Annotated in this window: 24 protein-coding genes; 17 read left to right on the top strand and 7 right to left on the bottom strand. The window is 60.1% G+C overall.

Going from position 1 to position 25191, the window contains the following annotated elements; translation table 11 throughout:
- The first annotated feature begins 143 nt into the window (after positions 1-143).
- The 16 genes from AC1DUB_RS01335 (at position 144) to AC1DUB_RS01260 (ending at position 16502) form a co-directional block, all read left to right on the top strand.
- Positions 144-764: a sigma-E factor negative regulatory protein gene (locus tag AC1DUB_RS01335; protein ID WP_477727961.1), complete on the top strand. Its 621-nt coding sequence runs from the start codon at positions 144-146 to the stop codon at positions 762-764.
- Positions 765-800: 36 nt separating this feature from the next.
- Positions 801-1823 (top strand): MucB/RseB C-terminal domain-containing protein, encoded by a 1023-nt coding sequence (locus tag AC1DUB_RS01330; protein ID WP_477727960.1) that lies wholly within the window; start codon positions 801-803, stop codon positions 1821-1823.
- Positions 1824-1975: 152 nt separating this feature from the next.
- Positions 1976-3439: a DegQ family serine endoprotease gene (locus tag AC1DUB_RS01325; RefSeq protein WP_477728085.1), complete on the top strand. Its 1464-nt coding sequence runs from the start codon at positions 1976-1978 to the stop codon at positions 3437-3439.
- A 587-nt stretch (positions 3440-4026) separates the two neighbouring features.
- Complete coding sequence (gene lepA, locus AC1DUB_RS01320; RefSeq protein ID WP_477720292.1) at positions 4027-5838, top strand: translation elongation factor 4; 1812 nt, start codon at positions 4027-4029, stop codon at positions 5836-5838.
- Positions 5838-6815 carry a signal peptidase I gene (gene lepB, locus AC1DUB_RS01315; RefSeq protein ID WP_477727959.1) on the top strand — a complete coding sequence of 326 codons (978 nt, stop codon included), beginning with the start codon at positions 5838-5840 and terminating at the stop codon, positions 6813-6815. Before lepA ends, lepB begins: the two co-directional genes overlap by 1 nt.
- A 75-nt stretch (positions 6816-6890) precedes the next feature.
- Positions 6891-7232 carry a DUF4845 domain-containing protein gene (locus AC1DUB_RS01310; RefSeq protein WP_477727958.1) on the top strand — a complete coding sequence of 114 codons (342 nt, stop codon included), beginning with the start codon at positions 6891-6893 and terminating at the stop codon, positions 7230-7232.
- Positions 7233-7934 carry a ribonuclease III gene (gene rnc, locus AC1DUB_RS01305; protein WP_477727957.1) on the top strand — a complete coding sequence of 234 codons (702 nt, stop codon included), beginning with the start codon at positions 7233-7235 and terminating at the stop codon, positions 7932-7934. It abuts the gene before it with no gap.
- Positions 7935-8069: 135 nt separating this feature from the next.
- The gene (gene era, locus AC1DUB_RS01300) at positions 8070-9014 is read left to right on the top strand and encodes a GTPase Era (protein WP_477728084.1); all 945 of its coding nucleotides are present in this window, start codon (positions 8070-8072) and stop codon (positions 9012-9014) included.
- Positions 9015-9169: 155 nt separating this feature from the next.
- Positions 9170-9919: a DNA repair protein RecO gene (recO, locus tag AC1DUB_RS01295; RefSeq protein ID WP_477727956.1), complete on the top strand. Its 750-nt coding sequence runs from the start codon at positions 9170-9172 to the stop codon at positions 9917-9919.
- A gap of 15 nt (positions 9920-9934) precedes the next feature.
- Positions 9935-10750, top strand: coding sequence for a pyridoxine 5'-phosphate synthase (locus AC1DUB_RS01290; RefSeq protein ID WP_477727955.1), 816 nt, complete (start codon positions 9935-9937; stop codon positions 10748-10750).
- Complete coding sequence (acpS, locus tag AC1DUB_RS01285) at positions 10750-11148, top strand: holo-ACP synthase (RefSeq protein ID WP_477727954.1); 399 nt, start codon at positions 10750-10752, stop codon at positions 11146-11148. Before AC1DUB_RS01290 ends, acpS begins: the two co-directional genes overlap by 1 nt.
- A 71-nt stretch (positions 11149-11219) precedes the next feature.
- The gene (gene nagZ / locus AC1DUB_RS01280) at positions 11220-12278 is read left to right on the top strand and encodes a beta-N-acetylhexosaminidase (RefSeq protein WP_477727953.1); all 1059 of its coding nucleotides are present in this window, start codon (positions 11220-11222) and stop codon (positions 12276-12278) included.
- 372 nt (positions 12279-12650) lie between these two features.
- A complete protein-coding gene (gene osmF / locus AC1DUB_RS01275; RefSeq protein WP_477727952.1) occupies positions 12651-13574 on the top strand; it encodes a glycine betaine ABC transporter substrate-binding protein OsmF in 924 nt (307 codons plus the stop codon).
- Positions 13575-13658: 84 nt separating this feature from the next.
- Entirely contained in the window at positions 13659-14810 is a 1152-nt protein-coding gene (locus AC1DUB_RS01270; protein WP_477727951.1) for an ABC transporter permease, read from the top strand.
- Positions 14807-15751, top strand: a complete 945-nt coding sequence (locus AC1DUB_RS01265) for an ABC transporter ATP-binding protein (RefSeq protein WP_477727950.1) — start codon at positions 14807-14809, stop codon at positions 15749-15751. The genes AC1DUB_RS01270 and AC1DUB_RS01265 overlap by 4 nt, the downstream gene beginning before the upstream one ends.
- On the top strand, positions 15744-16502 hold the full coding sequence (locus AC1DUB_RS01260; RefSeq protein WP_477727949.1) for an ABC transporter permease: 759 nt from the start codon (positions 15744-15746) through the stop codon (positions 16500-16502). Before AC1DUB_RS01265 ends, AC1DUB_RS01260 begins: the two co-directional genes overlap by 8 nt.
- Positions 16503-16625: 123 nt before the next feature.
- Here AC1DUB_RS01260 and AC1DUB_RS01255 read toward each other — a convergent pair whose 3' ends face one another.
- Positions 16626-17153: a YgjP-like metallopeptidase domain-containing protein gene (locus tag AC1DUB_RS01255; protein ID WP_477727948.1), complete on the bottom strand. Its 528-nt coding sequence runs from the start codon at positions 17151-17153 to the stop codon at positions 16626-16628.
- A gap of 167 nt (positions 17154-17320) precedes the next feature.
- Here AC1DUB_RS01255 and AC1DUB_RS01250 point away from each other — a divergent pair, with 167 nt between their 5' ends.
- Entirely contained in the window at positions 17321-18697 is a 1377-nt protein-coding gene (locus tag AC1DUB_RS01250; protein ID WP_477727947.1) for a patatin-like phospholipase family protein, read from the top strand.
- 55 nt (positions 18698-18752) lie between these two features.
- On the opposite strand, the gene lysS is transcribed toward AC1DUB_RS01250, so the two are convergent.
- From lysS to AC1DUB_RS01220, 6 genes are all read right to left on the bottom strand, one after another.
- Positions 18753-20303: a lysine--tRNA ligase gene (gene lysS, locus AC1DUB_RS01245; protein ID WP_477727946.1), complete on the bottom strand. Its 1551-nt coding sequence runs from the start codon at positions 20301-20303 to the stop codon at positions 18753-18755.
- Between the two features lie 182 nt (positions 20304-20485).
- Positions 20486-21145 carry an LON peptidase substrate-binding domain-containing protein gene (locus AC1DUB_RS01240; RefSeq protein ID WP_477720277.1) on the bottom strand — a complete coding sequence of 220 codons (660 nt, stop codon included), beginning with the start codon at positions 21143-21145 and terminating at the stop codon, positions 20486-20488.
- Positions 21146-21313: 168 nt separating this feature from the next.
- Positions 21314-22186 carry an acetyl-CoA carboxylase, carboxyltransferase subunit beta gene (gene accD / locus AC1DUB_RS01235; protein WP_477720276.1) on the bottom strand — a complete coding sequence of 291 codons (873 nt, stop codon included), beginning with the start codon at positions 22184-22186 and terminating at the stop codon, positions 21314-21316.
- 106 nt (positions 22187-22292) lie between these two features.
- Positions 22293-23111, bottom strand: a complete 819-nt coding sequence (trpA, locus tag AC1DUB_RS01230) for a tryptophan synthase subunit alpha (protein WP_477720275.1) — start codon at positions 23109-23111, stop codon at positions 22293-22295.
- Positions 23108-24469: a tryptophan synthase subunit beta gene (gene trpB / locus AC1DUB_RS01225; RefSeq protein ID WP_477720274.1), complete on the bottom strand. Its 1362-nt coding sequence runs from the start codon at positions 24467-24469 to the stop codon at positions 23108-23110. The genes trpA and trpB overlap by 4 nt, the downstream gene beginning before the upstream one ends.
- Entirely contained in the window at positions 24447-25175 is a 729-nt protein-coding gene (locus AC1DUB_RS01220) for a phosphoribosylanthranilate isomerase (RefSeq protein ID WP_477727945.1), read from the bottom strand. The genes trpB and AC1DUB_RS01220 overlap by 23 nt, the downstream gene beginning before the upstream one ends.
- Positions 25176-25191 lie beyond the last annotated feature (16 nt).

Below are 25191 nucleotides of genomic sequence, written 5' to 3'. Positions count from 1 at the left end.
TGGTAGTTGTTGGCTGGTATCCATGTCAAGAGCCTTGTTGAATCACTATTGAGCCAATGAATGAATAACGCCCTGTCTTTCAGCCTGTAAAGCCTTTTAATAAACCGGCAGGCCCACTGCCCATGAACATCATGAAACCGTCTATGCAAACCAGTGAACTCATGTCTGCCTTGGCCGATGGCCAGCTGGGCGGTGAGGACTTTGCCGCCGCACTGCAGGCCTGCCAGCACGACGAATCTGCGTTTTCCAGCTGGGCCGCTTACCATTTGATTGGCGAGGTGTTGCGATCCCCTGCGCCCGTGGCGCCCGTGGCGGACCTGGCCTTTCTGGGTCGGTTGAACCAGCGCCTTTCGCAAGAGCCACAAGAGCCGTTGCTTCGGGCGCGCCACCAGCCTGTTGCACTTGATCCAGCGGCGCAAGCCAAGGGAAAAGCTGGTGCGAACGTGGTCCACCACCGCGGCGCGGCATCCAATGACAGCATGCTGCCCTGGAAGTGGGTGGCCGGCTTTGCTTCCCTGGCAGCCATTTCCGCCATCGCGTGGAACGCCTCGGGCCTGCTGATGCCTGATGCTGCACCGCAGCTTGCCCAAGGCCCGGCTCAGCAGGTGCTGGTGGCTTCACCGCAGGGTCCGATAGTGCGCGATGCCCGGCTGGAGGAGCTGCTGACCGCACACAAGCAGTTGGGTGGTGCATCCGCCTTGCAGGTGCCGTCGGGGTTTTTGCGAAACGCCACCTTTGAAACGCCTCAGAATGCAGGGCGTTGAATGAGCTTTTGCTGCGGCAGAGCCTTCAAAACAACCATGAATTTCAAGACTTATCGCCTTGTGGCCTTTTTTGTTTGGCCACTCGCTGCTATTAATTATGTAGCGGCCCAGGTGCCTTCGCCGGCCACGGCGTCCACGCCTGCCACGGCGGCGGAGTCCAGAAGCGTCAATGACTGGTTGATGCGCATGCACGAGGCTTCCAAAAAACGCTCCTATATTGGGACCTTTGTTGTTTCGTCGGGTGGCGCCATGTCAAGCGCAAAAGTCTGGCATGTCTGCGAAGGCAACCAGCAGGTGGAAAGGGTTGAAACCCTGACCGGGGCGCCGCGCTCTATCTTCCGGCACAACGATCAGGTCGTTACATTCATGCCCGACCACAAGGTGGTGCGCAGCGAAAAACGGGAATCGCTGGGCATGTTTCCCGAGTTGCTCCAGTCAACCGACAGCCGCATTGCCGATTTCTACAAGATGCGGCATGACGGCGTAGAGCGGGTGGCCGGCGTCGAAGCGGACGTCGTGATGCTGATTCCCAAGGACAGCATGCGTTTTGGCTACCGTATCTGGACCGAGCAAAAAAAGGGCCTGGTGGTGAAGTTGCAGACCCTGGACGCTGATGGCAAGGTGCTCGAGCAGGCCGCGTTTTCGGAGCTGCAACTCGATGCGCCGGTCAAAATGGACCAGCTTATCCAGATGATGGGCAAGGTGGACGGCTATCGCGTTGAGAAGCCTGTGATGGTGAAAACCACGGCCAGCGCCGAAGGCTGGGTGCTCAAAGCGCCTGTTGCCGGGTTTAAACCCATGAGCTGCTACAAGCGCCCCGCGGCGAGCGCCGCGCCAGGTGCCGAGCCTCTGCAATGGATTTTCTCCGACGGGCTTGCCTCCGTCTCCATCTTTGTGGAACCCTATGACCGGCAACGCCATGAGAAGGAATCCAGCCTGTCACTGGGGGCCACCCAGACGCTGACCCGGCAACTGGACGCTTACTGGATAACCATCATGGGTGAAGTTCCCATGGCAACCCTGCGCCAGTTTGCCAATGGACTGGAGCGAAAAAAGTAGACAGTGCCTGTGAGGGAGCGTTGTTGCTGGAAAATTCTTCCCACAGGGCGCAGGCGCCGCATGTTGTCCGTCTTGTCTTTTTCATTGGTGTCCCTATTTCCTTCCCACAAGTTTTGCATGCCTGATTACCAACATTTACGACGAGGCCGATGATGCTTGAATTGAACTGGAAACCCCTGCGCTCCTGTCTGCTTGCAGGTCTGCTGGGCGTGGTGACCGCCACAGTGGTGTTGCCTGCCGCTCCTGCATGGGCGCAGGTCCGCACGCTGCCCGACTTCACCGATCTGGTTGACCAAGTTGGGCCCTCGGTGGTGAACATCCGCACGATAGAAAAAGTCAAGGCTTCGGGCGCCGGAAGCGTAGATGAGCAAATGCTGGAATTTTTCCGGCGGTTCGGGATTCCCGTGCCGCCCAATCTGCCGCGCACGCCGCGTCCCGATCGCGGCCAGCCCCAGCCCGACGAAGAGCAGCCGCGTGGTGTGGGTTCCGGCTTCATCCTCACGGGGGACGGTTTTGTCATGACCAATGCCCATGTGGTGGAAGGCGCCGATGAAGTGATCGTCACGCTGACCGACAAGCGCGAATTCAAGGCCAGAATCATCGGCGCGGACAAGCGCAGCGATGTGGCGGTGGTCAAGATCGAGGCAAGCGGGCTGCCGGCCGTGAAAATTGGCGACATCAACCGTCTGAAGGTGGGCGAATGGGTGATGGCCATCGGCTCACCATTCGGCCTTGAAAATACCGTGACAGCGGGTATTGTGAGCGCCAAGCAGCGCGATACCGGTGACTATCTGCCGTTCATTCAGACCGATGTGGCCATCAACCCCGGCAACTCGGGTGGGCCCCTGATCAACATGCGCGGGGAAGTCGTGGGCATCAATAGCCAGATCTATTCACGTTCTGGCGGCTTTCAGGGCATTTCGTTTTCCATCCCGATTGACGAGGCCACGCGTGTTTCAGACCAGCTGCGCAGCAGCGGCCGGGTAACGCGTGGACGCATCGGGGTGCAGATCGACCAGGTCAGCAAGGAAGTGGCCGAGTCCATCGGTCTGGGYAGTCCCCGCGGGGCGCTGGTCAGAGGCGTGGAGGCTGGTGCACCTGCAGAAAAGGCAGGCGTGGAAGCCGGCGACATCATCATCAAGTTCGACGGCAAGCAGATCGAAAAATCCAGTGATCTTCCGCGCATGGTCGGCAATGTGAAGCCCGGCACCAAGGCGGTGGTGACCGTCTTCAGGCGGGGTGCCACCAAGGATTTGCCGGTGGTCATCGCGGAGGTGGAAGCAGAGAAGCCCCTTCGCAAGGCCTCGTCACCGGAATCCAAACCGCCGGTCGCCGGCCCTGCACAGGCTTTGGGCCTGGTGGTGAGCGACCTGCCGGATGCACAGAAAAAGGAACTCAAGATCAAGGGCGGGGTCCGGGTAGACAGCGCCGAGGGTGGAGCAGCCCGTGCAGGACTTCGCGAAGGTGATGTGATCGTCGCCATTGCCAACTCCGAAATCGCAAACGTCAAGGAGTTCGAGACTGCGCTCGCAAAAATTGACAAGAGCAAGCCGGTCAATGTGCTGTTTCGCCGGGGAGAACTGGCGCAGTTTGTGTTGATCCGGCCGGCGCGTTGATGGTTTGAGTTTGCCTCGCGGCAAGGGCCTCGCTACGCTGTTGCCCCTCCCGCTAAAGGCATGAAAGACCCCCATACCCCGCCAGGGTTGGGGGTTTTTCCACGCCAGATACTGTTTTTTGGCGTCTTCAAAAAATATATTTTGGGTAGACCATCTTTAAATTTGTTAGTACTCACTCACAAAATTAAACGATCCAATGATGAGTTTGAGTAGAATGCCGTAGAGYTACGGTGCCTTTTTGATATATCGAGCTTCTCGACAGCCGGGATTCCTGTGGCTTTCATCATCAATTCCATCCATTCAATACTGATCCACAGATCGCCCACAAGTTGTCCAGAGCCAAGCAGTATAAAATTGTGAATAAGTTGTGTATAAGTTTCCTGTTGCTAGCCTGCAACGACAAAAATATGGAGATTTTGGGACTGTTCGCTGCTGGCTTTTTGCCTACAATGAAGTTCCAACTATCGCAGTTGCCATAGATTGTTGGTTCAGGGCGCGTCACTACTCGACGCGCCCTTTTTTATGGTCCATCGCGAATGACGTGCAATCTCTTCGCAATACTTTCAAGCACTTAGGTGTTCTCGTTGATGAATCACATCAGAAATTTTTCGATCATTGCGCACATTGATCACGGCAAATCCACGCTTGCAGATCGCATCATCCAGCGCTGTGGTGGCTTGCAGGATCGCGAGATGAGTGCGCAGGTTCTCGATTCAATGGATCTCGAGAAGGAGCGTGGGATAACCATCAAGGCGCAGACCGCTGCGCTCAAATACAAGGCACGCGATGGCCAGGTCTACAACCTCAATCTGATCGACACGCCAGGCCACGTTGACTTCTCGTATGAAGTGAGTCGCTCGCTGTCTGCTTGCGAAGGCGCGTTGCTGGTGGTGGATGCCAGCCAGGGTGTGGAAGCGCAGACCGTCGCTAATTGCTATACCGCGCTGGATCTCGGTGTGGAGGTGGTGCCCGTCTTGAACAAGATGGATTTGCCGCAGGCCGATCCCGAGAATGCCAAACAGGAAATCGAGGACGTGATCGGCATTGATGCAACCGATGCCATCCCCTGCAGCGCCAAGACCGGCATGGGCATAGACGAAATTCTGGAAGCCGTGATCGCCAGGGTGCCGCCGCCACAGGGCAATCCGGACGGTGCCTTGCGCGCCATGATCATCGACAGCTGGTACGACGCGTACGTGGGTGTCGTCATGCTGGTGCGTGTGGTGGACGGGCGCCTGGCCAAAGGCGACCGCATCAAGCTCATGGCCAGCGAAGCCATGTACAACGCAGAGCAACTGGGCGTCTTCACGCCGCACACCGAGCCGCGCCAGTCGCTGGAGGCCGGTGAGGTGGGCTTTGTGATTGCGGGTATCAAGGAGCTGCAGGCGGCGCGCGTGGGCGACACCGTGACCCTGATCAAACCCGGCACGGGTGGCGCGGCTTTCACGGCGACGGAAGCGTTGCCCGGCTTCAAGGAAATCCAGCCCCAGGTGTTTGCCGGGCTCTACCCGACCGAGGCCAGCGAGTACGACTCCCTGCGCGATGCGCTGGAAAAACTCAAGCTCAACGACGCCTCGCTGCATTACGAGCCGGAAGTCAGCCAGGCCCTCGGCTTTGGTTTTCGCTGCGGCTTCCTCGGCCTGCTCCACATGGAGATTGTCCAGGAGCGGCTGGAGCGGGAGTTCGACCAGGACCTGATCACGACGGCGCCCAGCGTGGTGTATGAGGTGCTCAAGGCCGATGGCGAGATCATCAAGGTTGAAAATCCCTCCAAAATCCCCGATGCCGGCAGGGTCACGGAGATTCGCGAGCCCATCGTGACCGTGCACCTGTACATGCCGCAGGACTATGTCGGCGCCGTCATGACGCTGGCCAACCTCAAGCGCGGGGTGCAGCTGAACATGGCCTACCACGGCAAACAGGTCATGCTGACCTATGAGATGCCGCTGGGCGAGATCGTGCTCGATTTCTTTGACAAGCTCAAATCGGTTTCGCGCGGCTACGCGTCGATGGACTACGAATTCAAGGAGTTCCGGGCTTCCGACGTGGTGAAGGTGGACATTCTGCTCAACGGCGAGAAGGTGGATGCGTTGTCCATCATCGTTCACCGCAGCCAGTCCGCCTACCGGGGCCGGGCGGTGGTGGCCAAAATGCGCGAAATCATTTCGCGTCAGCAATTCGACGTCGCCATCCAGGCGGCCATCGGCGCCAATATTATTGCGCGTGAGACAATCAAGGCGCTGCGGAAAAACGTGATTGCCAAGTGTTACGGCGGAGATATTTCACGCAAACGCAAGCTTCTCGAAAAACAAAAAGCGGGTAAAAAGCGCATGAAACAAATCGGTTCGGTGGAGGTGCCCCAAGAGGCTTTCCTCGCCATATTGCAGGTAGAAGAATAATGCGCAACACCATGAGTTCCATCACCGCCCTGGTGCTGGCGGCGTTTGTCGGCTACGGGGCTGCCTGGTATCTGGGCGCAGTGGAGGGCAACTTCTCGCTGCTGCTTTTCCTGGCGACCGTGGTCACCGGCATTTACTGGCTCGCTGAGCGGTTTTATTTTCTGCCGCAGCGGCACAAAGCGGTTGCCGTGCTTGAACAGACCGCCGCCAAACGCCAGGCCGAACTGGCCAAAATGGGCATCAACCAGGTTGACAGCAATATCAGCGAAGCCAGAACCAGGCTCATCATGCAGCCTTGGTGGCTGGACTGGACCGCCGGCCTGTTCCCGGTGATTGTGGTGGTCTTCCTGCTGCGTTCTTTTCTGTTTGAGCCGTTCAAGATTCCGTCGGGCTCCATGATCCCGACCCTGCTCATCAATGACCTGATTCTGGTCAACAAATTCCACTACGGCGTGCGCCTGCCCGTGATCAACACCAAGGTGTTTGACAACCACAGCCCGCAGCGCGGTGATGTCATGGTGTTCCGCTACCCTCCCAAGCCCAGCCTGGACTACATCAAGCGGGTCGTGGGTGTGCCCGGTGACGAGGTGGCTTACCTCAACAAGAAACTCACCATCAACGGCAAACCTGTGTCCAAGATGCCGTTGGCCGATTTTTTCGATGAGGATGCGCTGCGCTATGCCAAGCAGTATCAGGAAACCAATGGTGGACGGACATACCGCCTGCTCAATGACGACGACCGACCGGCCTTCGTTGCCGGTGCCGAGGACTTTCCGTTCAAGCAAAATTGYCGTTACAGTAGCGAGGGCGTGGTTTGCAAGGTGCCGGAAGGGCACTACTTCATGATGGGCGACAACCGCGATAATTCGCTGGATTCCCGCTATTGGGGCTTTGTGCCCGAGAAAAACATCGTGGGCAAGGCCTTTTTTGTCTGGATGAACTTTGGCAACCTCAAACGCATTGGTTCTTTTCAGTAATTGCGGCATGGGGTAGGCGCCCGGGGGTGGTCAAGCGGTCACCTACAGGGCTACCCGGCCAGAGCAGGAGAAAAAATGAAACATCAGCAACGCGGCATTTCCTTCATTGGCATTTTGTTTGTCGGTGGCGTGATTGGTTGTGGCGGTATCCTGGCGGCCCAGGTTCTGCCAACCCTGATCGAATTTCAGGCCATCAACAAAGCTGCCAACAAGGCCAAGGAAGGCAATACGGTGGCTGAAGTGAAGTCCATTTTTGACAAAGCCGCGGCGATTGACGACATCAAATCGATTGCCGGCAGGGATCTTGAGGTCACGAAAGAGGGCGACAACATCGTGGTGGCTTTCGCCTATACCCGTGAAATCCACATGGCAGGTCCAGCTTACCTGCTGCTGAAGTACAACGGCCGATCCAAATAAGTGAGAGCCAGCGCCACCTCAAGCCCAGACCTGCTGGCACTGCAAAAACGCCTGCAGCACGAGTTTTCCAATCCCAAACTGCTGGCGCAGGCACTCACGCATCGCAGCTTTTCCGCTGACCACAATGAGCGGATCGAGTTTCTGGGCGACTCTGTATTGAACCTCGCAGTGGCCGGTCTGCTGTACGAGCRATTGAGCGAGTTGCCCGAAGGCGACCTGTCTCGCGTGCGCGCCAACCTTGTCAAGCAGGATACCCTGCACAAACTGGCTTTGACGCTGGGCTTGCCCGATATGGTGCGGCTCGGTGAGGGCGAAGCCCGCTCGGGCGGGCAGAAGCGGCCGTCCATTCTGGCGGATGCGCTGGAGGCGGTAATAGGTGCTGTCTACCTGGATGCCGGCTTCGACAAGGCCGACCAGCTGGTACGGCGCCTGTTCAAGGATGTGGAAATCAACCCGCAGATGCAGGCCATCGGCAAGGACCCGAAAACCGAATTGCAGGAGTGGTTGCAAGGGCGCAAAATGAACCTCCCCATTTACCGGGTGGTGGGCACGATGGGTGCCGCTCACAAGCAGACATTTGATGTGGAGTGTGAAATCACCGAGTACGGCCGGGCGGAACGCGGCATCGGTGGCTCGCGCCGGGCCGGTGAGCAGGCTGCGGCCGCCGCCATGCTGATGTACGTTAAAACCCTGGATTCCTGACTCGGCGTCGCAGCCGCGCCCGTCCAACACCATTGAGAGACCATGAGTACAGGTAAAAAAGAGCCGAAGAAGCCGGCAAATATATCGCTTGAATTGCCCGCTGACGAGGCGCAGGGCCCTGACGCGCTGGATGCCATGCTGGCCCAGGCCTTGTCATCGCGTGCTGCAGCGGGGGCTGCTGCAGACACCCCGCCCGTCGACGCGCAGCGCTGCGGCCTGATTGCCATTGTTGGCAAACCCAACGTGGGCAAATCCACTTTGCTCAATGCCCTGGTGGGCCAGAAAATCAGCATCACCTCCCGCAAGGCACAAACCACACGCCACCGTATCACCGGTGTGCGCACCGTGGAGGCCACGCAGTTTGTGTTTGTGGACACCCCGGGTTTCCAGACCCGGCACGGCAATGCCTTGAACCGTTCGCTGAACCGCACGGTGGTGGGCGCCGTCAATGACGTGGACCTGATTGTTTTTGTGGTGGAAGCCGGCCAGTTCAACCTGGCCGATGCCAAGGTGCTGGCCCTGCTGCCCGAAAAGACACCGGCCATCCTGCTGGCCAACAAGTTTGACCTGATCCATCGCCGGGCCGAGATTGCGCCTTGGCTGCGCTCCATGCAGGAACGGCATAATTTTGCCGAGTTTGTGCCCATGTCGGCCAACAATGCCAAGGATATTGAGCGGCTGTTCGGCATCTGCGAGAAGTACTTGCCGGTGCAGCCCTGGATGTACCGCGCCGACGAGCTGACCGATCGCAGCGACCGTTTCATGGCTGCCGAGATCATTCGCGAAAAGCTGTTTCGCCTGACCGGCGACGAGTTGCCTTACACCTCCACGGTGATCATTGACAAATATGAAGAAGAGGGCAACCTGCGCAGGATTGCTGCCACCATCGTGGTGGAGCGCGACGGCCACAAGGGCATGGTGATTGGCGAGAAGGGCGAAAAGCTCAAGCGAATCGGTACCGAATCCCGGCATGAGCTGGAAACGCTCACCGGCAACAAGGTGTTTCTGGAGATCTGGGTCAAGGTGCGTTCGGGCTGGGCGGACGACGAGGCCCGGGTCAAGACCTTCGGGTATGAATGAGGCCCCCACGCTTGTCGCTTCGCGTACTGCGCTGCCCCCCGAGGGGGCCGCTGCGCCTGCGGCCCGGCTAAGCCGGTTCCGCGGCCCCTGCTGGGAGGGGAGAGCTTGCGCCGGTGTGGCGATGCGCTGTTGGTTTCCTGCCTGACGCCTTGACTATGGCAACCAAACGCATCAGCGACGAACCGGCCTATGTGCTGCACCGCTATGACTGGAGTGAGTCCAGCCTGATCCTGGAAGTCTTTACCCGCCAGTATGGACGGGTGGCCCTGGTGGCGCGCGGTGCCAAAAAACCCAGCTCCAGCTTCCGGCCGATTTTGCTTCCCTTGCAGCCTTTGCACATTGCCTTTGGCGGTGATGCCGAAATCCGGACCCTGAAAAGCGCGGAGTGGCAAGGCGGCCATGTCATGCCCACCGGCGATGCCCTGCTGTCGGGTTACTACCTGAATGAGCTGCTGATGCGCCTGCTGGCCCGCGACGACCCGCACCCGGTACTTTTTGACGCCTATTCGGCCACGGTGCAGCTGCTGGCCAGCCAGGGCACGGACACGCTGCAGCTGGCTCTGCGGGCCTTTGAGCTGCGTTTGCTGCGTGATATTGGCCTGTTGCCCCTGCTGGATGCGGAAACGGCCACGCTGGCGCCGCTGGCGCCCCAGACCCGTTACGTGCTGGTGGCGGAAGCCGGCCTCAGGCAGGCCCATGATGACGACCGCAGCAGTCTGACCGGCGAGCAATGGACGGCGTTGCAGCAGGCGCTGGGCGACAATGCCCTGTTTTCCGACACCGTGCGGGCCTGCATTCCCGGGCTCAATGAACTTAAAACCCAGCTGCGTGCGCTGCTGCACTACCATTGCGGTGTGAAGGTCCTGAAAACCCGGCAAATGATGATGGACCTGCAGGCCCTCTAACAGCCCAATACCACCATGCCCCTTTTTCGCCACACTGACCATCCACCCACACCCTCGGGCGTTCACAAGACCGCCCTTTCGGTCAATATCAACAAAGTCGCGCTGCTTCGCAACACGCGGCATATCGATATTCCGAGCGTGCTGCGTGCCGCAGAGCTGTGCCTGGAAGCGGGCGCCCAGGGCATCACGGTACACCCACGGCCGGACGAGCGGCATATTCGACCCGATGATGTCTACGAACTCGCGGCCCTCATGAAGGACTGGCCTGACCGCGAGTTCAATATTGAAGGCAATCCCTTCCAGAACCTGATGAATTTTGTGCGCGACCTGACGGCGCGGGGCTTGCCGCTGCATCAATGCACATTTGTGCCCGACAGCGAAGACCAGTTCACCAGCGACCATGGCTGGACGTTTCCCGCCGATGCCGACCGCTTGCAGCCTCTGATCGAGCAGGCCCATGCCCGCCGGGTGCGCGTGAGCCTGTTCATGGACCCCGTTGCCGAAGCCATGGCCGCTGTCAAGGCGGTGGGGGCCGACCGGGTGGAGTTTTACACCGAAAGCTACGCCCGGGCCTCGTCAGGCACGGAAAGAAGTGAAGCGCTTAGCCGGTTTTCCAGCGCCGCCCGGGCGGCAGCGGCTCTCAATTTGGGCATAAACGCCGGCCACGACCTGAACCGTGACAACCTGACTGGCTTCCTGCGAGCAGTGCCTGGCGTGCAGGAAGTCTCGATCGGCCATGCCCTGATAGCCGATGCCCTGGAGTTGGGCTACACCGCGACCGTGAAAGATTACCTGCGCTGTATTGACGAAGCCTTTGCAGTGACGTCCTGATGATTTACGGCGTGGGTACTGACATCTGCGACGTGCGCCGCATTCGTGCCAGCCTGGAGCGCCATGGTGAGCGCTTTGCGCAAAAAATCCTCAGCGATGCCGAGCTGGCCACATGGAAAGAGCGCAGCGTGCGCTGGCCCGATCGCGGCGTTCGCTACCTGGCCACGCGGTTTTCAGCCAAGGAGGCTTTCAGCAAGGCGATTGGGTTGGGCATGCGCATGCCCATGACCTGGCGCCATTGCGAAATTTCCAAAGCGGCCAGCGGCAAGCCCGAGATTGTGTTGCACGGTGCGCTCAAGGACTGGTTTGAAACCCGTCAGCTGAGCGTGCATGTCAGCGTGACCGACGAGAACGAGTACGCGGCCAGCTTTTGCGTAGTAGAGAAAAACGACTTTTAGCTATGTGATATTTGAGCAGGCAGCTATCAATTAAATAGCAACCCTGAAGTGGCAACCTTGAAATATTTCCCATGACCCAGCACGCTCCCCTGATCATCGACATTGCGGGCCTGTCCCTCACCAAGGCCGACCGCCGGCGCCTGAAGCACCCGCTGACAGGGGGCATCATTCTGTTCGGCCGTAACTGGAAGGACCGCCAGCAACTGACGGCCCTGTGTGCCGACATCAAGCGCATTCGCCAGGATTTGCTGATTTGCGTCGACCATGAAGGGGGCCGTGTCCAGCGCTTCCGGACCGACGGTTTTACCCACCTGCCGCCCATGCGAGTCCTGGGTGCCCTGTGGATGAAAGACCAGCTGGCCGCCACCAACGCGGCCACGGCCTGCGGCTATGTGCTGGGCGCCGAACTGCGTGCCTGCGGCGTGGACTTCAGTTTCACGCCGGTGCTGGACCTGGATTGGGGCGAAAGCGGCGTCATCGGCGATCGCGCCTTTGGCCGGGACCCGCGTGTGGTCAGCCTGCTGGCCAAAAGCCTGATGCATGGCCTGCTGCAAAGCGGGATGACCAACTGCGGCAAGCATTTCCCGGGACATGGGTTTGTGAAGGCTGATTCCCACACCGACATCCCGGTCGACAAGCGCAGCCTCAAGGCCATACTGGCCGACGATGCCGCGCCTTATGAGTGGCTCAACACCACGCTGACCAGCGTGATGCCGGCGCATGTGATTTACCCAAAGGTCGATGCCCGGCCGGCGGGGTTTTCGGAAAAATGGCTGACCTTCATCCTGCGTGGCCAGCTTGGCTTTGGCGGGGCAATTTTCAGCGACGATTTGAGCATGGCCGGTGCGCGCCTGATTGACGGCAGGCAAGTCAGCTACACCGAAGCGGCGGTCACGGCCCTGAACGCCGGTTGCGACATGGTGCTGCTGTGCAACCAGTCCGTCGGTGAGGGCAAGCCAGTCGATGAACTGCTCGACGGCATGGGCGAGGCGCTGGTCAAAGGGCAGTGGGAGGCGCTGGAGTCCAGCGAAATGCGCAGGCTTGATCTGCTGCCGGCGACGCCCGCCCACGAATGGGACGAGCTCATGTTGCACCCCGCCTATATGCATGCGATGGGCTTGATTCCCTGAGGCCAGTCGGGTCGAAAATTCCGGATTTGCTATCAATTAAATAGCTTAATGCTCCCGATTTATATGGGTTATAGCGATATTTTTTACTGAATAGTCAAAACTCCTGAGCCAGCATCGATCACGGCTTCCCCAGCCGTTTGTCTGCCCGTCTGCCGGTCTTTCATTGCCAGGGTTCGGGGGGCGCTGGCAGTCGTTGATGGTTAATTCAAATTAAAACCAGATCGTCAGTTTTCAACGTTCAGGGTAAGGGGCACCGCTCCCTGCGTAGAGCGCTTTCGATTCAATCGCTACAGCCCACTAGCCGAGGCCGGTCAGTCTGAGGTATCGTGAACTCCTTTTCGTCCACTTTTCCTTTGTTTGGGAGTACTCACCATGAAATCAATCCAACGCAGGGCCGCCATGCTGATGGTCGGTGCTCTGGCGACAGGCGGGGTGCTGGCGCAGGGGGTGGCGCCAGTTCGGGTCGGTTCCAAAATCGACACCGAGGGAAAGCTGTTGGGCAACATGATTGTCCTGGCGCTGGAGGCCAACGGCATCAAGACTGAAAACAAAGCCTCGCTGGGAAACACCAAGGTCGTGCGCGGCGCCATCACGGCCGGTGAAATTGATCTTTACCCGGAGTACACCGGCAACGGCGCTTTTATCTTCTCGGAAGAATCCAGCCCGGTCTGGAAGAACGCCAAGGCGGGCTACGAGCGCGTCAAGACGCTGGACTACGACAAAAACAAAATCGTCTGGCTCGAGCCCTCGCCGGCCAACAACACCTGGGCGATTGCCGTGCGCAAAGAGGTGGCAACAGCCAACAAGCTCAAGACCCTGGACGACATGGGCAAATGGGTCACGGGCGGCGGGCAGTTCAAACTGGCGGCATCGGCCGAGTTTGTCGAGCGCTCTGACGCGCTGCCGGCGTTTCAGACCGCCTACAACTTCAAGCTCAAGCCCGAGCAGATTCTGACGCTGGCTGGCGGTGATACGGCGGTCACGATACGCGCGGCAGCCGAAAAAACCTCTGGCGTGAACGCCGCCATGGCCTATGGCACCGATGGTGCGGTGGCTGCGCTGGGCCTGGTGATCATGGAAGACCCCAAAGGCGTACAACCCATTTACGCGCCCACGCCCATCATTCGGGAAGAAGTGCTCAAGAAAAATCCAAAAATCAGGGACGTACTGGCCCCTGTGTTCAAGGTGCTGGACGGCCCGACCCTGCAGGCATTGAACGCGAAGATTCAGCTTGACGGACAGGATGCCAAAAAAGTGGCTTCAGATTTCCTGAAGTCCAAGGGGCTGCTGAAGTAAGCCTGTCGCGTGACTCAGGGGCGCCGTCTTTCTGGAGATCCTTCGGGATCGCCCCCTCTGCGATGGAGTCCCGTCCTGGCGGCCATGTCGTTCCTGGGGGCGTGCGTTCTTTACGGCTTGCCGTTTTTGCGCGTGGCGCCCAACCGTCTGGTATCGGGCGAGCCCGTTTCCTTGATTGCGGTGCTTCAAGGCCCAGGGTGGCTGCTGGTGGTTTTAATGGCCTCCTTGCTGCTGGCCGCTTTTTTCAAACCCGGTCGCGTACTGCTGTGGTCCGTGGTCATGGTTTCCTGTGTGCTGGCGAGTGGCCTGATCTGGCTCGCCGGCAGGTATGCGTCCCTCGCCGCCGAGGCCGGGTCGCACCTTGCCCGGACCTCGCTGGGTGGCGCATTCTGGGCCGCGCTGCTGCTTTTGGGCTTGATCGCGGCGGACGGGATGCAGCGCCTGCGGGCGGGCAGCGCGCAACGCTTTGCCGTCGTCGCGGCCGTGCTGAGTCCGGTGTGCTTCATGCTGTCGGCAGGTTGGTGCGACGACCTGTCCATCATGAAAGAGTATGCCAACCGCTCAGATATCTTTGTCGGCATAGTCGTCCGGCACATTCAGATCGTGATGATGGCGGCGGCCTTCACCCTGTGCATTGGCCTGCCGCTGGGATGGCTGGCCTGTCAAAAAAACAGGATCGCCGGCGCGCTGTTTCCGCTGCTGAACATCATTCAAACCATCCCTTCGATTGCCTTGTTTGGCCTGCTGATGGCGCCCCTGGCCCTGCTGGCCGCGGCCTGGCCCGCGCTCGCCAGGGCGGGCATCAGTGGCGTAGGCCTGGCGCCGGCCGTGATTGCGCTGACCCTGTATGGTTTGCTGCCGGTGGTCAGGGCTACCGTGGCCGGCCTGGAGCAGGTTCCGTCCAGTGTGATTAACGCAGCCACTGGCATGGGCATGACACGCTTTCAGATTTTCGGGCGTATCGAGTTTCCCCTGGCCCTGCCGGTTGTTTTGGGAGGTGTGCGCACCGCCATCATTCAGGCCGTGGGGCTGGCTGCCGTCACCGCGCTCATTGGGGCGGGCGGACTGGGCGCCATCATGTTTGAAGGGCTGTTTAGCAGCGCACAGGACCTGGTGTTGCTGGGCGTCGTGCCCATCATTGCTCTGGGAGTGTTGGCCGATGTGGCGTTCAAGGTGTTGATCAGCCTTACCAGCCTTACCAACGTCACCGGATCAGGAAGTGGCATGCGGTCATGATCGAGTTTCAGAACATCAGCAAATCTTATGGCTTTGTCACCGCGATAGACGGGGTGAACCTCAAGATTGAGCGCGGGGAGTTTGTGGTCCTGATTGGTGCTTCTGGCTCGGGCAAGTCCACCATGATCAAGATGATTAATCGCATGGAAAGCCATGATGCGGGAAGAATCCTTTTCGATGGCGAAGAAATCTACAGCTTCAAGGTGCGCGACCTGCGCCTGCGCATGGGCTACGCCATTCAGTCTGTGGGCTTGTTTCCGCACTGGACGGTTGAGCGCAACATTGCAACCGTGCCCCAGATGCTCGGCTGGACGGCCCCAAAAATCCGCGATCGCGTCACCACGCTGCTGCAGTTGTTCGACCTTGACCCTGAGACCTACAGAACTCGCTACCCGCACCAGCTATCGGGCGGCCAGCAGCAGCGCGTGGGTGTTGCCCGTGCCTTGGCAGCAGACCCGGATGTTTTATTGATGGACGAGCCGTTTGGGGCCCTGGACCCGGTGATCCGGGCGTCATTGCAGCTGGAGATGAAGCGCGTTCACCAGGCCTCCGGCAAAACCATCGTGATGGTCACCCACGATGTTGACGAGGCCTTGCGCCTGGCCACCAAAATCGTGCTGCTCGACCAGGGCCGGATTGTGCAGGTGGCGACGCCGCTGGAGCTTTTGGCCAGGCCCGCCAACGCCTTGGTGGTCGACTTTGTGGGCCGCGGCGACATCGGCATCAAGCTGTTGTCGCTCCAGTCTGCCCATAGCCTGGCGCGGCACGAACCCCAACGTCGGGGCCCCAGCCTGCCGGCGGCCACCACGTTGCGTGAGGCGGTGTCTTATCTGGCCATGCGCCAGCTCGCGGTGGTGAATCTGACGGATGCCGCTGGCGCCCACGCCGGCGTGCTGCATGCCGCTGATATTTTTCGCAAGGCCGGGCCTTCTGATGTCTAGCGCGGGCGGGCTGCGGCGTCTGGCCGGGCTGGCCGGGGATAGGCTGCTGTGGGCCGCGCTGGTGCTGGCGGCGCTGGTGCTCTGGCTGCCGCATTCGCAGCCCCTGTTTGCCAGCCTTTTCCCCGAGCTGGACCGCCCCGTTTACCGCCAGGAGCCGTTTGCGCAACTGCTGTGGCAACACTGCAAGCTGGTGGGCGTGTCCAGCGCGATTTCTGTTCTGCTTGGAAGCGCTATCGCTGTCTGGATCACACGCCCGATCGGGCGGCAGTTCCAGCCGGTTGTGGAGACTGTGGTGTCCATGGGGCAGACCTTTCCGCCCGTGGCTGTGCTTGCGGTGGCGGTGCCTGTGGTGGGCTTTGGCGAACTGCCCGCACTCATTGCCCTGACCTTGTACGGCTTGCTTCCTGTGGTGCATGGCACCGTGTCGGGCCTTCAATCGGTTCCGGAATCGGTCCGTCAATCGGCCAACGGCATGGGCATGTCGCCTTGGCAGTGTTTGCGGCAGGTCGAAACCCCTTTGGCGCTGCCGGTCTGGATTTCCGGCGTGCGCACATCCGTCATCATCAACATAGGCACCGCGGCCATCGCCTCCACCGTGGGCGCAAAAACCCTGGGCTCACCGATTATTGTCGGACTCAGCGGCTTCAATACCGCTTATGTTTTACAGGGCGCGGTGCTGGTGGGGATGCTGGCCGTGGTGACCGACATGGTTTTTGAACGCTTGTCTCGGCTTGCCTCGTGGAAACGCTGACTGCTTGCTATCAATTTGGTGGCTACTGGTGACCGTGTCCCATGGGCTGGCAGTCCATTTCATGAATAAAAGAAAGAGGGATTTCAGGCCTTTGCCGGTCTTCAATGCCACTTTGGGTGCCTGCTAGGCCGCAGGCCAGTCCAGCTTGCCCGCTGCATCGATGTGCGTGAGATAAACGCGCAGGTCAAATTCGTACTGGTGGTACTGCGGCTCCATGTAGGTGCAGAGCTGATAGAAGGCTTTGTCATGCGCCTTTTCCTTGATGTGGGCCAGCTCGTGCACCGCAATCATCTTCAGGAATTCCGCAGGAACGTCCTTGAACAGCGTGGCCACACGTATTTCGCGTTTGGCCTTGAGCTTGCTGCCCTGGACCCTGGAGATGGCCGTGTGAGTCCCCAGCGCGTGAGCGATCACATGGAGCTTGCTGTCAAACGCGACTTTGCTGAGCGGTTCGGCGTTGCGCAAAAACGTATTTTTGAGGTCCATCACGTAGTCGTACAAGGCCTTGTCGGTGCGTATGTCGTGTGCCCTCGGGTATTTCGTGAGCAGCATGTCGCCCAGACGTTCCTGTGCCATGAGCTGCTGTACCTGGGCTTTGAGGCTGTCAGGGTAGCCCGAGAGGTATTTCATCGGATGGCCGACGGGATTCATTTGCGATTTGTTTGATGGCTGCCGACGTTTGCCAGCAGGAAGCCGGATGCATGTAAGCCCGGAGAGGGCTGCTGATTCCCGGGCGCGGGGAAGTTACTGATTTTAGTCGTGGAGCGGCCGTGATGCGTGTGGCGCGCATCGACACGATTTTTTGCTAATCTCGACCCATGAACCACGTCCAAAGCTTTCCAACCTGTCGCATCACCCTGGCTTTGCAGGGCGGCGGCTCGCACGGTGCCTTCACGTGGGGCGTGCTCGATGCGCTGCTCGAAGACGGGCGCATCGATATCGAGGGGATTAGCGGCACCAGCGCAGGGGCCATGAATGCGGTGGCGCTGGCGCATGGCTTTGCCGGTGCCGAGGGAAAATCCAAAGTGCAGCAGCATGACGCGGCACGCGAAGCGCTGGCCAGCTTCTGGAACGGCATCGTCAGCATGGGCGCGCTGTCGTCGTCGATGTCACAGTCGCTGTCGAAAATGCAGCGCGCTCCGTTTGACATCCTGTTTGGCCATATGGCGATGGGGACGTCTGAGGGGCCGTCCAGGCTATGGACCGATGCCATGACGCGCTACTGGGCCAATACGCTGTCGCCTTACCAGAGCAACCCCTTTGATATCAACCCGCTCAGGAAATTTCTGGAAAGCCAGGTAGATTTCGAACGGCTGGCGGCCGCCCGTCACCCCGGCACGCCCAAGGTATTTGTGGTGGCCACGCGCGTCAACACCGGCAAGGCCGAGGTGTTTTCAGGCAAGCGCCTGACGGCCAGCGCCGTGATGGCCTCGGCCTGCCTGCCGATGGTGTTCCAGGCGGTGGAGATTGAGGGCGATCATTTCTGGGACGGCGGTTATTCGGGCAATCCTGCGATCCATCCACTGATCTATCACTGCGACAGCCGCGATATCGTGCTGGTGCAGATCAATCCCATCAAACGCGAGTCACTGCCGACCAACGCGAACGAGATCATGGACCGCATCAACGAAATCACCTTCAATGCCGGGCTGATTGCCGAGATGCGGGCCATTGATTTCGTCAAGCGCCTGTTGGCCGAAGGCAAGCTCGATCCGGGGCACTACAAGAATGTGCTGATGCACCGGGTGGATGGTGGCGAGGCGCTTGAGCGCTTCACGGCCTCTACCAAGTCATCGACCGATGCCAGCCTGATTCACGGTCTGCGTGACCTGGGCATCCGGTGCGGCAAGGAGTGGCTGGACAAACACTACCCGGCGCTGGGCGTGAAGGACAGCGTCAACATTGCGCGGGATTATCTTGATGATTTGCGCATGCCGGTAACGAATGCGAATGGGCAGCCGGCGCGCCCGGAACGCCCGGAAGCCGTGGAGGCCAGCGAGCGCGGCAAGCCGGCAACCTTACCGCCAGTATCTCCAGTACCTTCAGCATCAACGGGGGCCGTCAAGGTATCGGCACCAGCACAGGCCCCCGCGCCTGCACCCGCATCAGCGCCAGCCGCGCGCAAGACCGTGAGTCACAAAATCCGCTCGGTGCTGGACAACTACCTGCACAAGCTCAAAAAACGCAAGGGCTGAACCGGGTCCGGCCTGTCCGGCGTGTTGCCCGCGCAGGCACGCCCCTGCGGCGCGCTTACGCCTCGCGGCGCAGTGCGGGGAACAAAATCACATCGCGAATGCTGGGGCTGTCGGTCAGCAGCATCATCAGCCGGTCTATGCCCACCCCGCAGCCGCCGGTCGGCGGCATGCCGTATTCGAGGGCGCGAATGAAGTCATGGTCGTAGAACATGGCTTCGTCGTCGCCGCTGTCCTTGGCTGCCACCTGGGCATTGAAGCGGGCCGCCTGTTCCTCGGCATCGTTCAGCTCGGAAAAGCCGTTGCCGAATTCGCGGCCGGTGATGTAAAGCTCAAAGCGTTCCGTGACCTCGGGGCGCGCATCATTGGCGCGCGCCAGCGGGGAGATTTCCGTGGGGTGCTCCATGATGAAGGTCGGCTGCCAGAGTTTTTCTTCGACGGTTTCCTCAAAGTACATTACCTGCAAACTCGCGAGTGAGCGCGTGGACAGGTGGTTCTTTTCTTCGGTCAAGCCCAGTTTTTTGAGCGCGTTGGTCAACCATGCCGCGTCGTCAACCTGCGCACCGGCTTCGGTGTGCTTGAGGATGGCTTCGCGAATGGTCAGGCGTTCAAAGGCCGGTTCCAAGTCCACCGGCTTGCCGCCGTAGCTCAGTTGCAGGGCGCCCGTGACCTTTTGGGCCGCATCGCGAATCAGTGCTTCGGTAAACGTCATCAGGTCAGAGTAATTCCACCAGGCCGCGTAGAACTCCATCATGGTGAACTCGGGATTGTGGCGCACGCTGATGCCTTCGTTGCGGTAGCTGCGGTTGATTTCGAATACACGTTCGAACCCGCCGACGATCAGGCGTTTCAGGTAGAGCTCGGGCGCGATGCGCAGGAACATTTCCTGGTCCAGCGCGTTGTGGTGCGTCTTGAAGGGCTTGGCATTGGCGCCGCCCGGGATCGGGTGCAGCATGGGGGTTTCGACTTCGAGGAAGTCGTTGGCCACCATGAATTCGCGAATGCCGCTGACTGCCTTGCTGCGCGCGATGAAGCGCTTGCGGGCGGACTCGTCCATGATCAGGTCCACATAGCGCTGGCGGTATTTGACTTCCTGGTCGGCCATTCCGTGGAATTTGTCAGGCAGGGGGCGCAGGCTTTTGGTGACCAGCCGGACACTGGTGGCATGAATCGACAGCTCGCCGGTCTTGGTTTTGAACAGCGTACCGGTGGCCGCGACGATGTCGCCCAGATCCCAATGCTTGAAGGCGGCATGAACTTCTTCGCCCACACCCTCGTTGTTGATGTAGACCTGGATGCGCCCACCGGACGGACCAAACGAAGCGTCCTGCAGCGTGGCAAAGCTGGCTTTTCCCATCACCCGCTTGAGCATCATGCGGCCGGCAACGCTCACTTTCACCGCCAGGGGTTCCAGCTCTTCCTTGGTCTTGCTGTCGTACTGCGCAAACAGTGCCTCGGCCCGGTGTTCGGGCCGGACGTCGTTCGGGAAGGCTACGCCGGCGCTGCGAAGGCCCTTGAGCTTTTCGCGCCGCTCGACCATCAGCTGGTTGTCGTCTGGCGGGGCGGAAATTGCGCTGTCGGCTGCGGGCAAAGCGGGGTGGATGGACATAGGGGTGGGTGTTCCGGAAAAAGGTCGAAAGTGCAGGGCGCTGCACCATTCCAAAATGGCCAGAAAGCGCCCAACCCATGATTTTAAGTTTTTAACCGGCTGTTTTACGGTTTAACGACCGTGATACGGCGGATTTTCCCGGATCGAAGCCCAGGCCACGCAACGCAAGGGAAGGCCAGGCGTTAAGCGGAGATGCCGCTGCGGCCCAGGATGTCGCTCACCAATTCAAGCCTGAGCAGCGGGTTGTCCAGTTCCATCAGGCGTTGTTTGAGCTGGAGCGAGATCGGCAGCAATTCACACCAGCGGTTGGCGACCCAGCCGCAGTCGTCGAGCCTGTAGGGCGGGTACATGGGCATTTGCCCGGCCGGCACGCCGCGCGTCTGCAGGGTCTGGATCAGCTTGCCGAGCGCGTTGGCGGTGTCCTGCAGGTCTTCCGGGATCTTCACGGCGATATCGTCGTCCTGGCGCGTGACATTGGCGATCCACAGACCGTGTTTCATTTTTTCGCTGCTGGAAATCGTAAAACGCTGGGTCCCGGTGCAGCGAATCACCATCAAGCCGGCTTGCGGGACTGAAAATTCGGTGATCGTGGCCAGGGTGCCGACCGTGCTGAAGGCTTCGTGCGCAAAGCCGTCACCGCCGGGCCCGGCATTGTCGGGCCGGCGGACCTCCGAGCCTTCGGTCAGCGAGACCACGCCAAAAGGTGCGCCCGCCTTGTGGCATTTGCCGATCATGTCGAGGTAGCGGACTTCAAAAATCCGCAGGGGCAGCAGGCCGCCGGGGTAGAGCACCGTGCCCAGGGGAAACAGCGGCAGGGAGGTCAGGGTCAAGGTTTCGGACATGGCGTCATGCGTCAAATTACGTTGAATGACATCATCCCACGCCCGCATTTCCCTGCTCCTGGCCGCTGCCAGATGTGCCCAACCCAAAAGGGGGCTATTTCGTGCCCGCGGCAGCGCTTTCGCGAGAGGCGCAGAACAGGCGCGGTGAACGGGGCCGGGTTACAGGGTTCAGCTGACGGCGTCGGCCGGCTGCCTGAGCAGCATGGCCAGCGAGCTCGCCACCGTCTTGCGCAATTCGCGCCGGTCGCAAATAAAGTCGACGGCCCCTTTGGTCTGCAGGAACTCGGCGCGCTGAAAGCCCTCTGGCAGGGTCACGCGCACGGTGGACTCGATGACGCGCGGGCCGGCAAAACCGATCAGCGCCTTGGGCTCGGCAATCACGATATCGCCGACAAAGGCAAAGCCGGCGCTCACGCCGCCCATGGTCGGGTCGGTCAGCACGCTCACGTAAGGCAGGCCTTTTTTGGCCAGGCGGGTCAGCGCCGCATTGGTCTTGGCCATCTGCATCAGACTCAGCAGGCCCTCCTGCATGCGCGCGCCTCCGGTGGCGGTGAAGCAGATGAAGGGCACTTTCTGCTCGATGGCCGCGTGCACGCCGCGCACAAAGCGCTCGCCGACCACGCTGCCCATGCTGCCACCCATGAAATCAAATTCAAAGCACGCAACCACGACGGCAATGCTGTGCACGGCGCCGCCCATCACGATGAGCGCATCGGTTTCACCGGTGTTTTCCAGCGCTTCTTTCAGGCGCTCGGGGTACTTGCGGCTGTCTTTGAACTTGAGCGCATCCACCGGCAGCACTTCCTGGCCCAGCTCATAGCGGCCTTCGGCGTCGAGAAACGCATCCAGCCGGGCACGCGCGCCAATGCGGTGGTGGTGGCTGCATTGCGGGCAGACGTTCTGGTTCTTTTCCAGATCGGTCTTGTACAGCACGGCCTCGCAACTGGGGCATTTGATCCACAGTCCTTCGGGCACGCTGCGGCGCTCGGTCGGATCGGTCGGGCTGATTTTTGGAGGAAGTAGTTTTTCTAACCAAGACATGGTGTCAGTCCTTGTTGGGATGCGTCTGCGCTACGCTGTTTCACTGTCGCTGCGGCTGCAGGCGCGCGAAAAACGCAATTATGCGCCGGGTTTGGCGGGTCAAAAATCAGTCCAGAGCAGTACGGATTTCTTTCAGAAAGTCATGGGCCACGGTCGCAACCTTGTCCCGCGGCTGGTTTTCTATCAGCTGGATGATCTTGCTGCCGATCACGACCGCGTCCGCCACCTTGCCGACGGCTTTGGCGGTGGCTGCGTCGCGAATGCCAAAACCCACGCCCACAGGAACGTTCACGTGCTGGCGGATGCGCGGCAGCATGGCTTCCACGGCGTCCACGTCCAGGGTGCCCGCGCCGGTCACGCCCTTGAGTGAGACGTAATACACATAGCCGCTGGCAACTTCGGCAACCTGCGCCATGCGTGCGGAGGTAGAAGTGGGTGCCAGCAAGAAGATCAGGTCCATGCCGTGCGCGCGCAGCCGGGCAGCAAATTCGACGCATTCCTCGGGCGGATAGTCGACGATCAGCACGCCGTCCACACCCGCTTTTGCGGCATCGCGGATAAAGGCGCTTTCCGTTGCGCTGCCGCCATGCTTGATGTCGTAACGTTCGACGGGGTTGGCATAGCCCATCAGGACCACCGGCGTGGCACCGTCTTTTTGGCGGAAGATGCGTACCATCTCCAGCACCTGAGCCAGGCCGATGCCAAGGGCCAGGGCTTTTTCGCCCGCTTTCTGGATCACCGGGCCGTCGGCGCTCGGGTCCGAGAAGGGCACACCCAGCTCAATCACATCGGCGCCGCCGGCCACCATGCTGTGCATTAACTCGGGGGTGATGTCGGCAAACGGGAAACCCGCCGTCACATAGGGAATCAGGGCCTTGCGGCCCTGGCTTTTCAGGTTGGCGAACGTGGCGCTGATGCGGCTCATTTCCTGGCCCCCACGCTTGTCGCTTCGTGTGCCTTCGGCGGTGCGCTGCCCCTTTCATCACCAGAAGGGGCTAATTTTCCCAGGGGCGGCCCGTCGGAAAATTCCTTTGACTGTTCGCTGCCCTTGACGGCATGGCCGCGCATCGAAGGCCGGTCATAAAAGTCAGCCCCCGACAAATCGGCCACCGTGCCGATGTCCTTGTCGCCCCGGCCCGAGAGGTTGACCAGAATGCTCTGGTCGCTGCGCATGGTTCTGGCCATTTTCATGGCGCAGGCCACGGCGTGGCTGGATTCCAGCGCAGGAATGATGCCTTCGGTACGGCACAGGTAGTGGAACGCTTCCAGCGCCTCGGCGTCGGTGATGCCGACATATTCGGCCCGGCCGATGTCTTTGAGAAACGCATGCTCCGGGCCCACGCCAGGGTAGTCCAGCCCCGCACTGATGCTGTGCGTTTCGGTAACCTGGCCGTCTTCGTTTTGCAAGACATAGGTACGGTTGCCATGCAGCACACCGGGCAGGCCGCGCTGCAGCGAAGCCGAGTGCTTGCCGCTGTCCATGCCTTCGCCGGCGGCTTCCACGCCGATCAAGCGTGTTGTTTCATAGGGAATGTAAGGATAAAAAATGCCCATGGCATTGCTGCCGCCGCCCACGCAGGCCACCACCGCGTCGGGTTGGGGCTTGCCGATGAATTCGGGCATCTGCGCCAGGCATTCCGTGCCAATCACGCTCTGGAAATCGCGAACCATCATGGGGTAGGGGTGCGGGCCCGCCACGGTGCCGATGATGTAAAAGGTGTTGTCCACATTGGCAACCCAGTCGCGCATCGCTTCATTCAGCGCGTCTTTCAGCGTCTTGCTGCCGCTTTCAACCGGCACCACGGTGGCACCCAGCAGCTTCATGCGGTAGACGTTGGGGCTCTGACGTTTGACGTCTTCGCTGCCCATGTAGACCACGCATTCGAGGCCGTAGCGCGCACAAATGGTGGCGGTGGCCACGCCGTGCTGGCCGGCGCCGGTTTCGGCAATCACACGCGGCTTGCCCATGCGGCGTGCCAGCATGGCCTGGCCGATGGTGTTGTTGATTTTGTGTGCACCGGTGTGGTTGAGGTCTTCGCGCTTGAGGTAAATCTGCGCGCCGCCCTGTTCGCGGCTCATGCGGGCCGCGTGGTAGATGGGGGAAGGGCGGCCCACAAAATGCTTCAGCTCGGAATGGAATTCGGCGAGGAATTCCGGGTCGTTCTGGTATTTGGCGTAGGCGTCTTTCAGCTCATTGACCGCATGGGTCAGAGTCTCGGAAATGAAGCTGCCGCCGTAAATTCCGAAATGCCCGGAAACGTCAGGTTGGTGATAGTCGAACATGGCTAGGAGGGTTTCTTGCAAGTTGTTCGTCGGCCGCGCGAACGGATGCGACAAATTGGTTGATTTTGTCGGCGCTTTTGATTCCTTTGGAAATCTCGACGCCTGAGCTCACATCAACGGCCAGCGTTTTACAGCGCGGCCTGACTTGCAAAATGCCATCGGTCACATTTGCAGGCGTCAATCCACCAGACAAAACGAGGTGAGCGCTGACGCTTGGAGGAAGAAGTGACCAGTTGAATGCTTTCCCGCCGCCGCCATAGCCCTCGACATGGGCGTCGAGCAGGATGGCTTGGGCTGTCTTGAAATCTTCGGCATATTTTACGAGATCGAAGCGACCCTGGTTTCCGGCGGGGTCTGCCGCGGCATGTTCGCCCAGCGGGATACGGGCGGCGCGCATGAAGGGCCGGCCCGCCTGCAGGCAGACTTCAGGCGTTTCATCACCATGAAACTGCAGCAAGGCCGAGGGAATATGGGCGCAGGCAGCCATGATTTTTGCAAGTGGTGCGTTGACGAAGAGCAGCACCGGCGTGACGAAGGGCGGCAAGCGGCGGGCCAGTTCGGCGGCTCGTTCCACCGTCACATAACGCGGGCTGGGCTCATACATGACAAAACCGACCGCATCTGCGCCCGCGGCCACAGCCGCATCCACATCTTCTTCCCGCGTCAGGCCGCAGATCTTGATGCGGGTACGGATTGATGGCGTCATGTGGTATCCCTAGACG

The sequence above is a fragment of the Polaromonas sp. P4_F9 genome (assembly GCF_056401235.1).
This window is presented reverse-complemented; position numbering and strand designations above follow the sequence as displayed.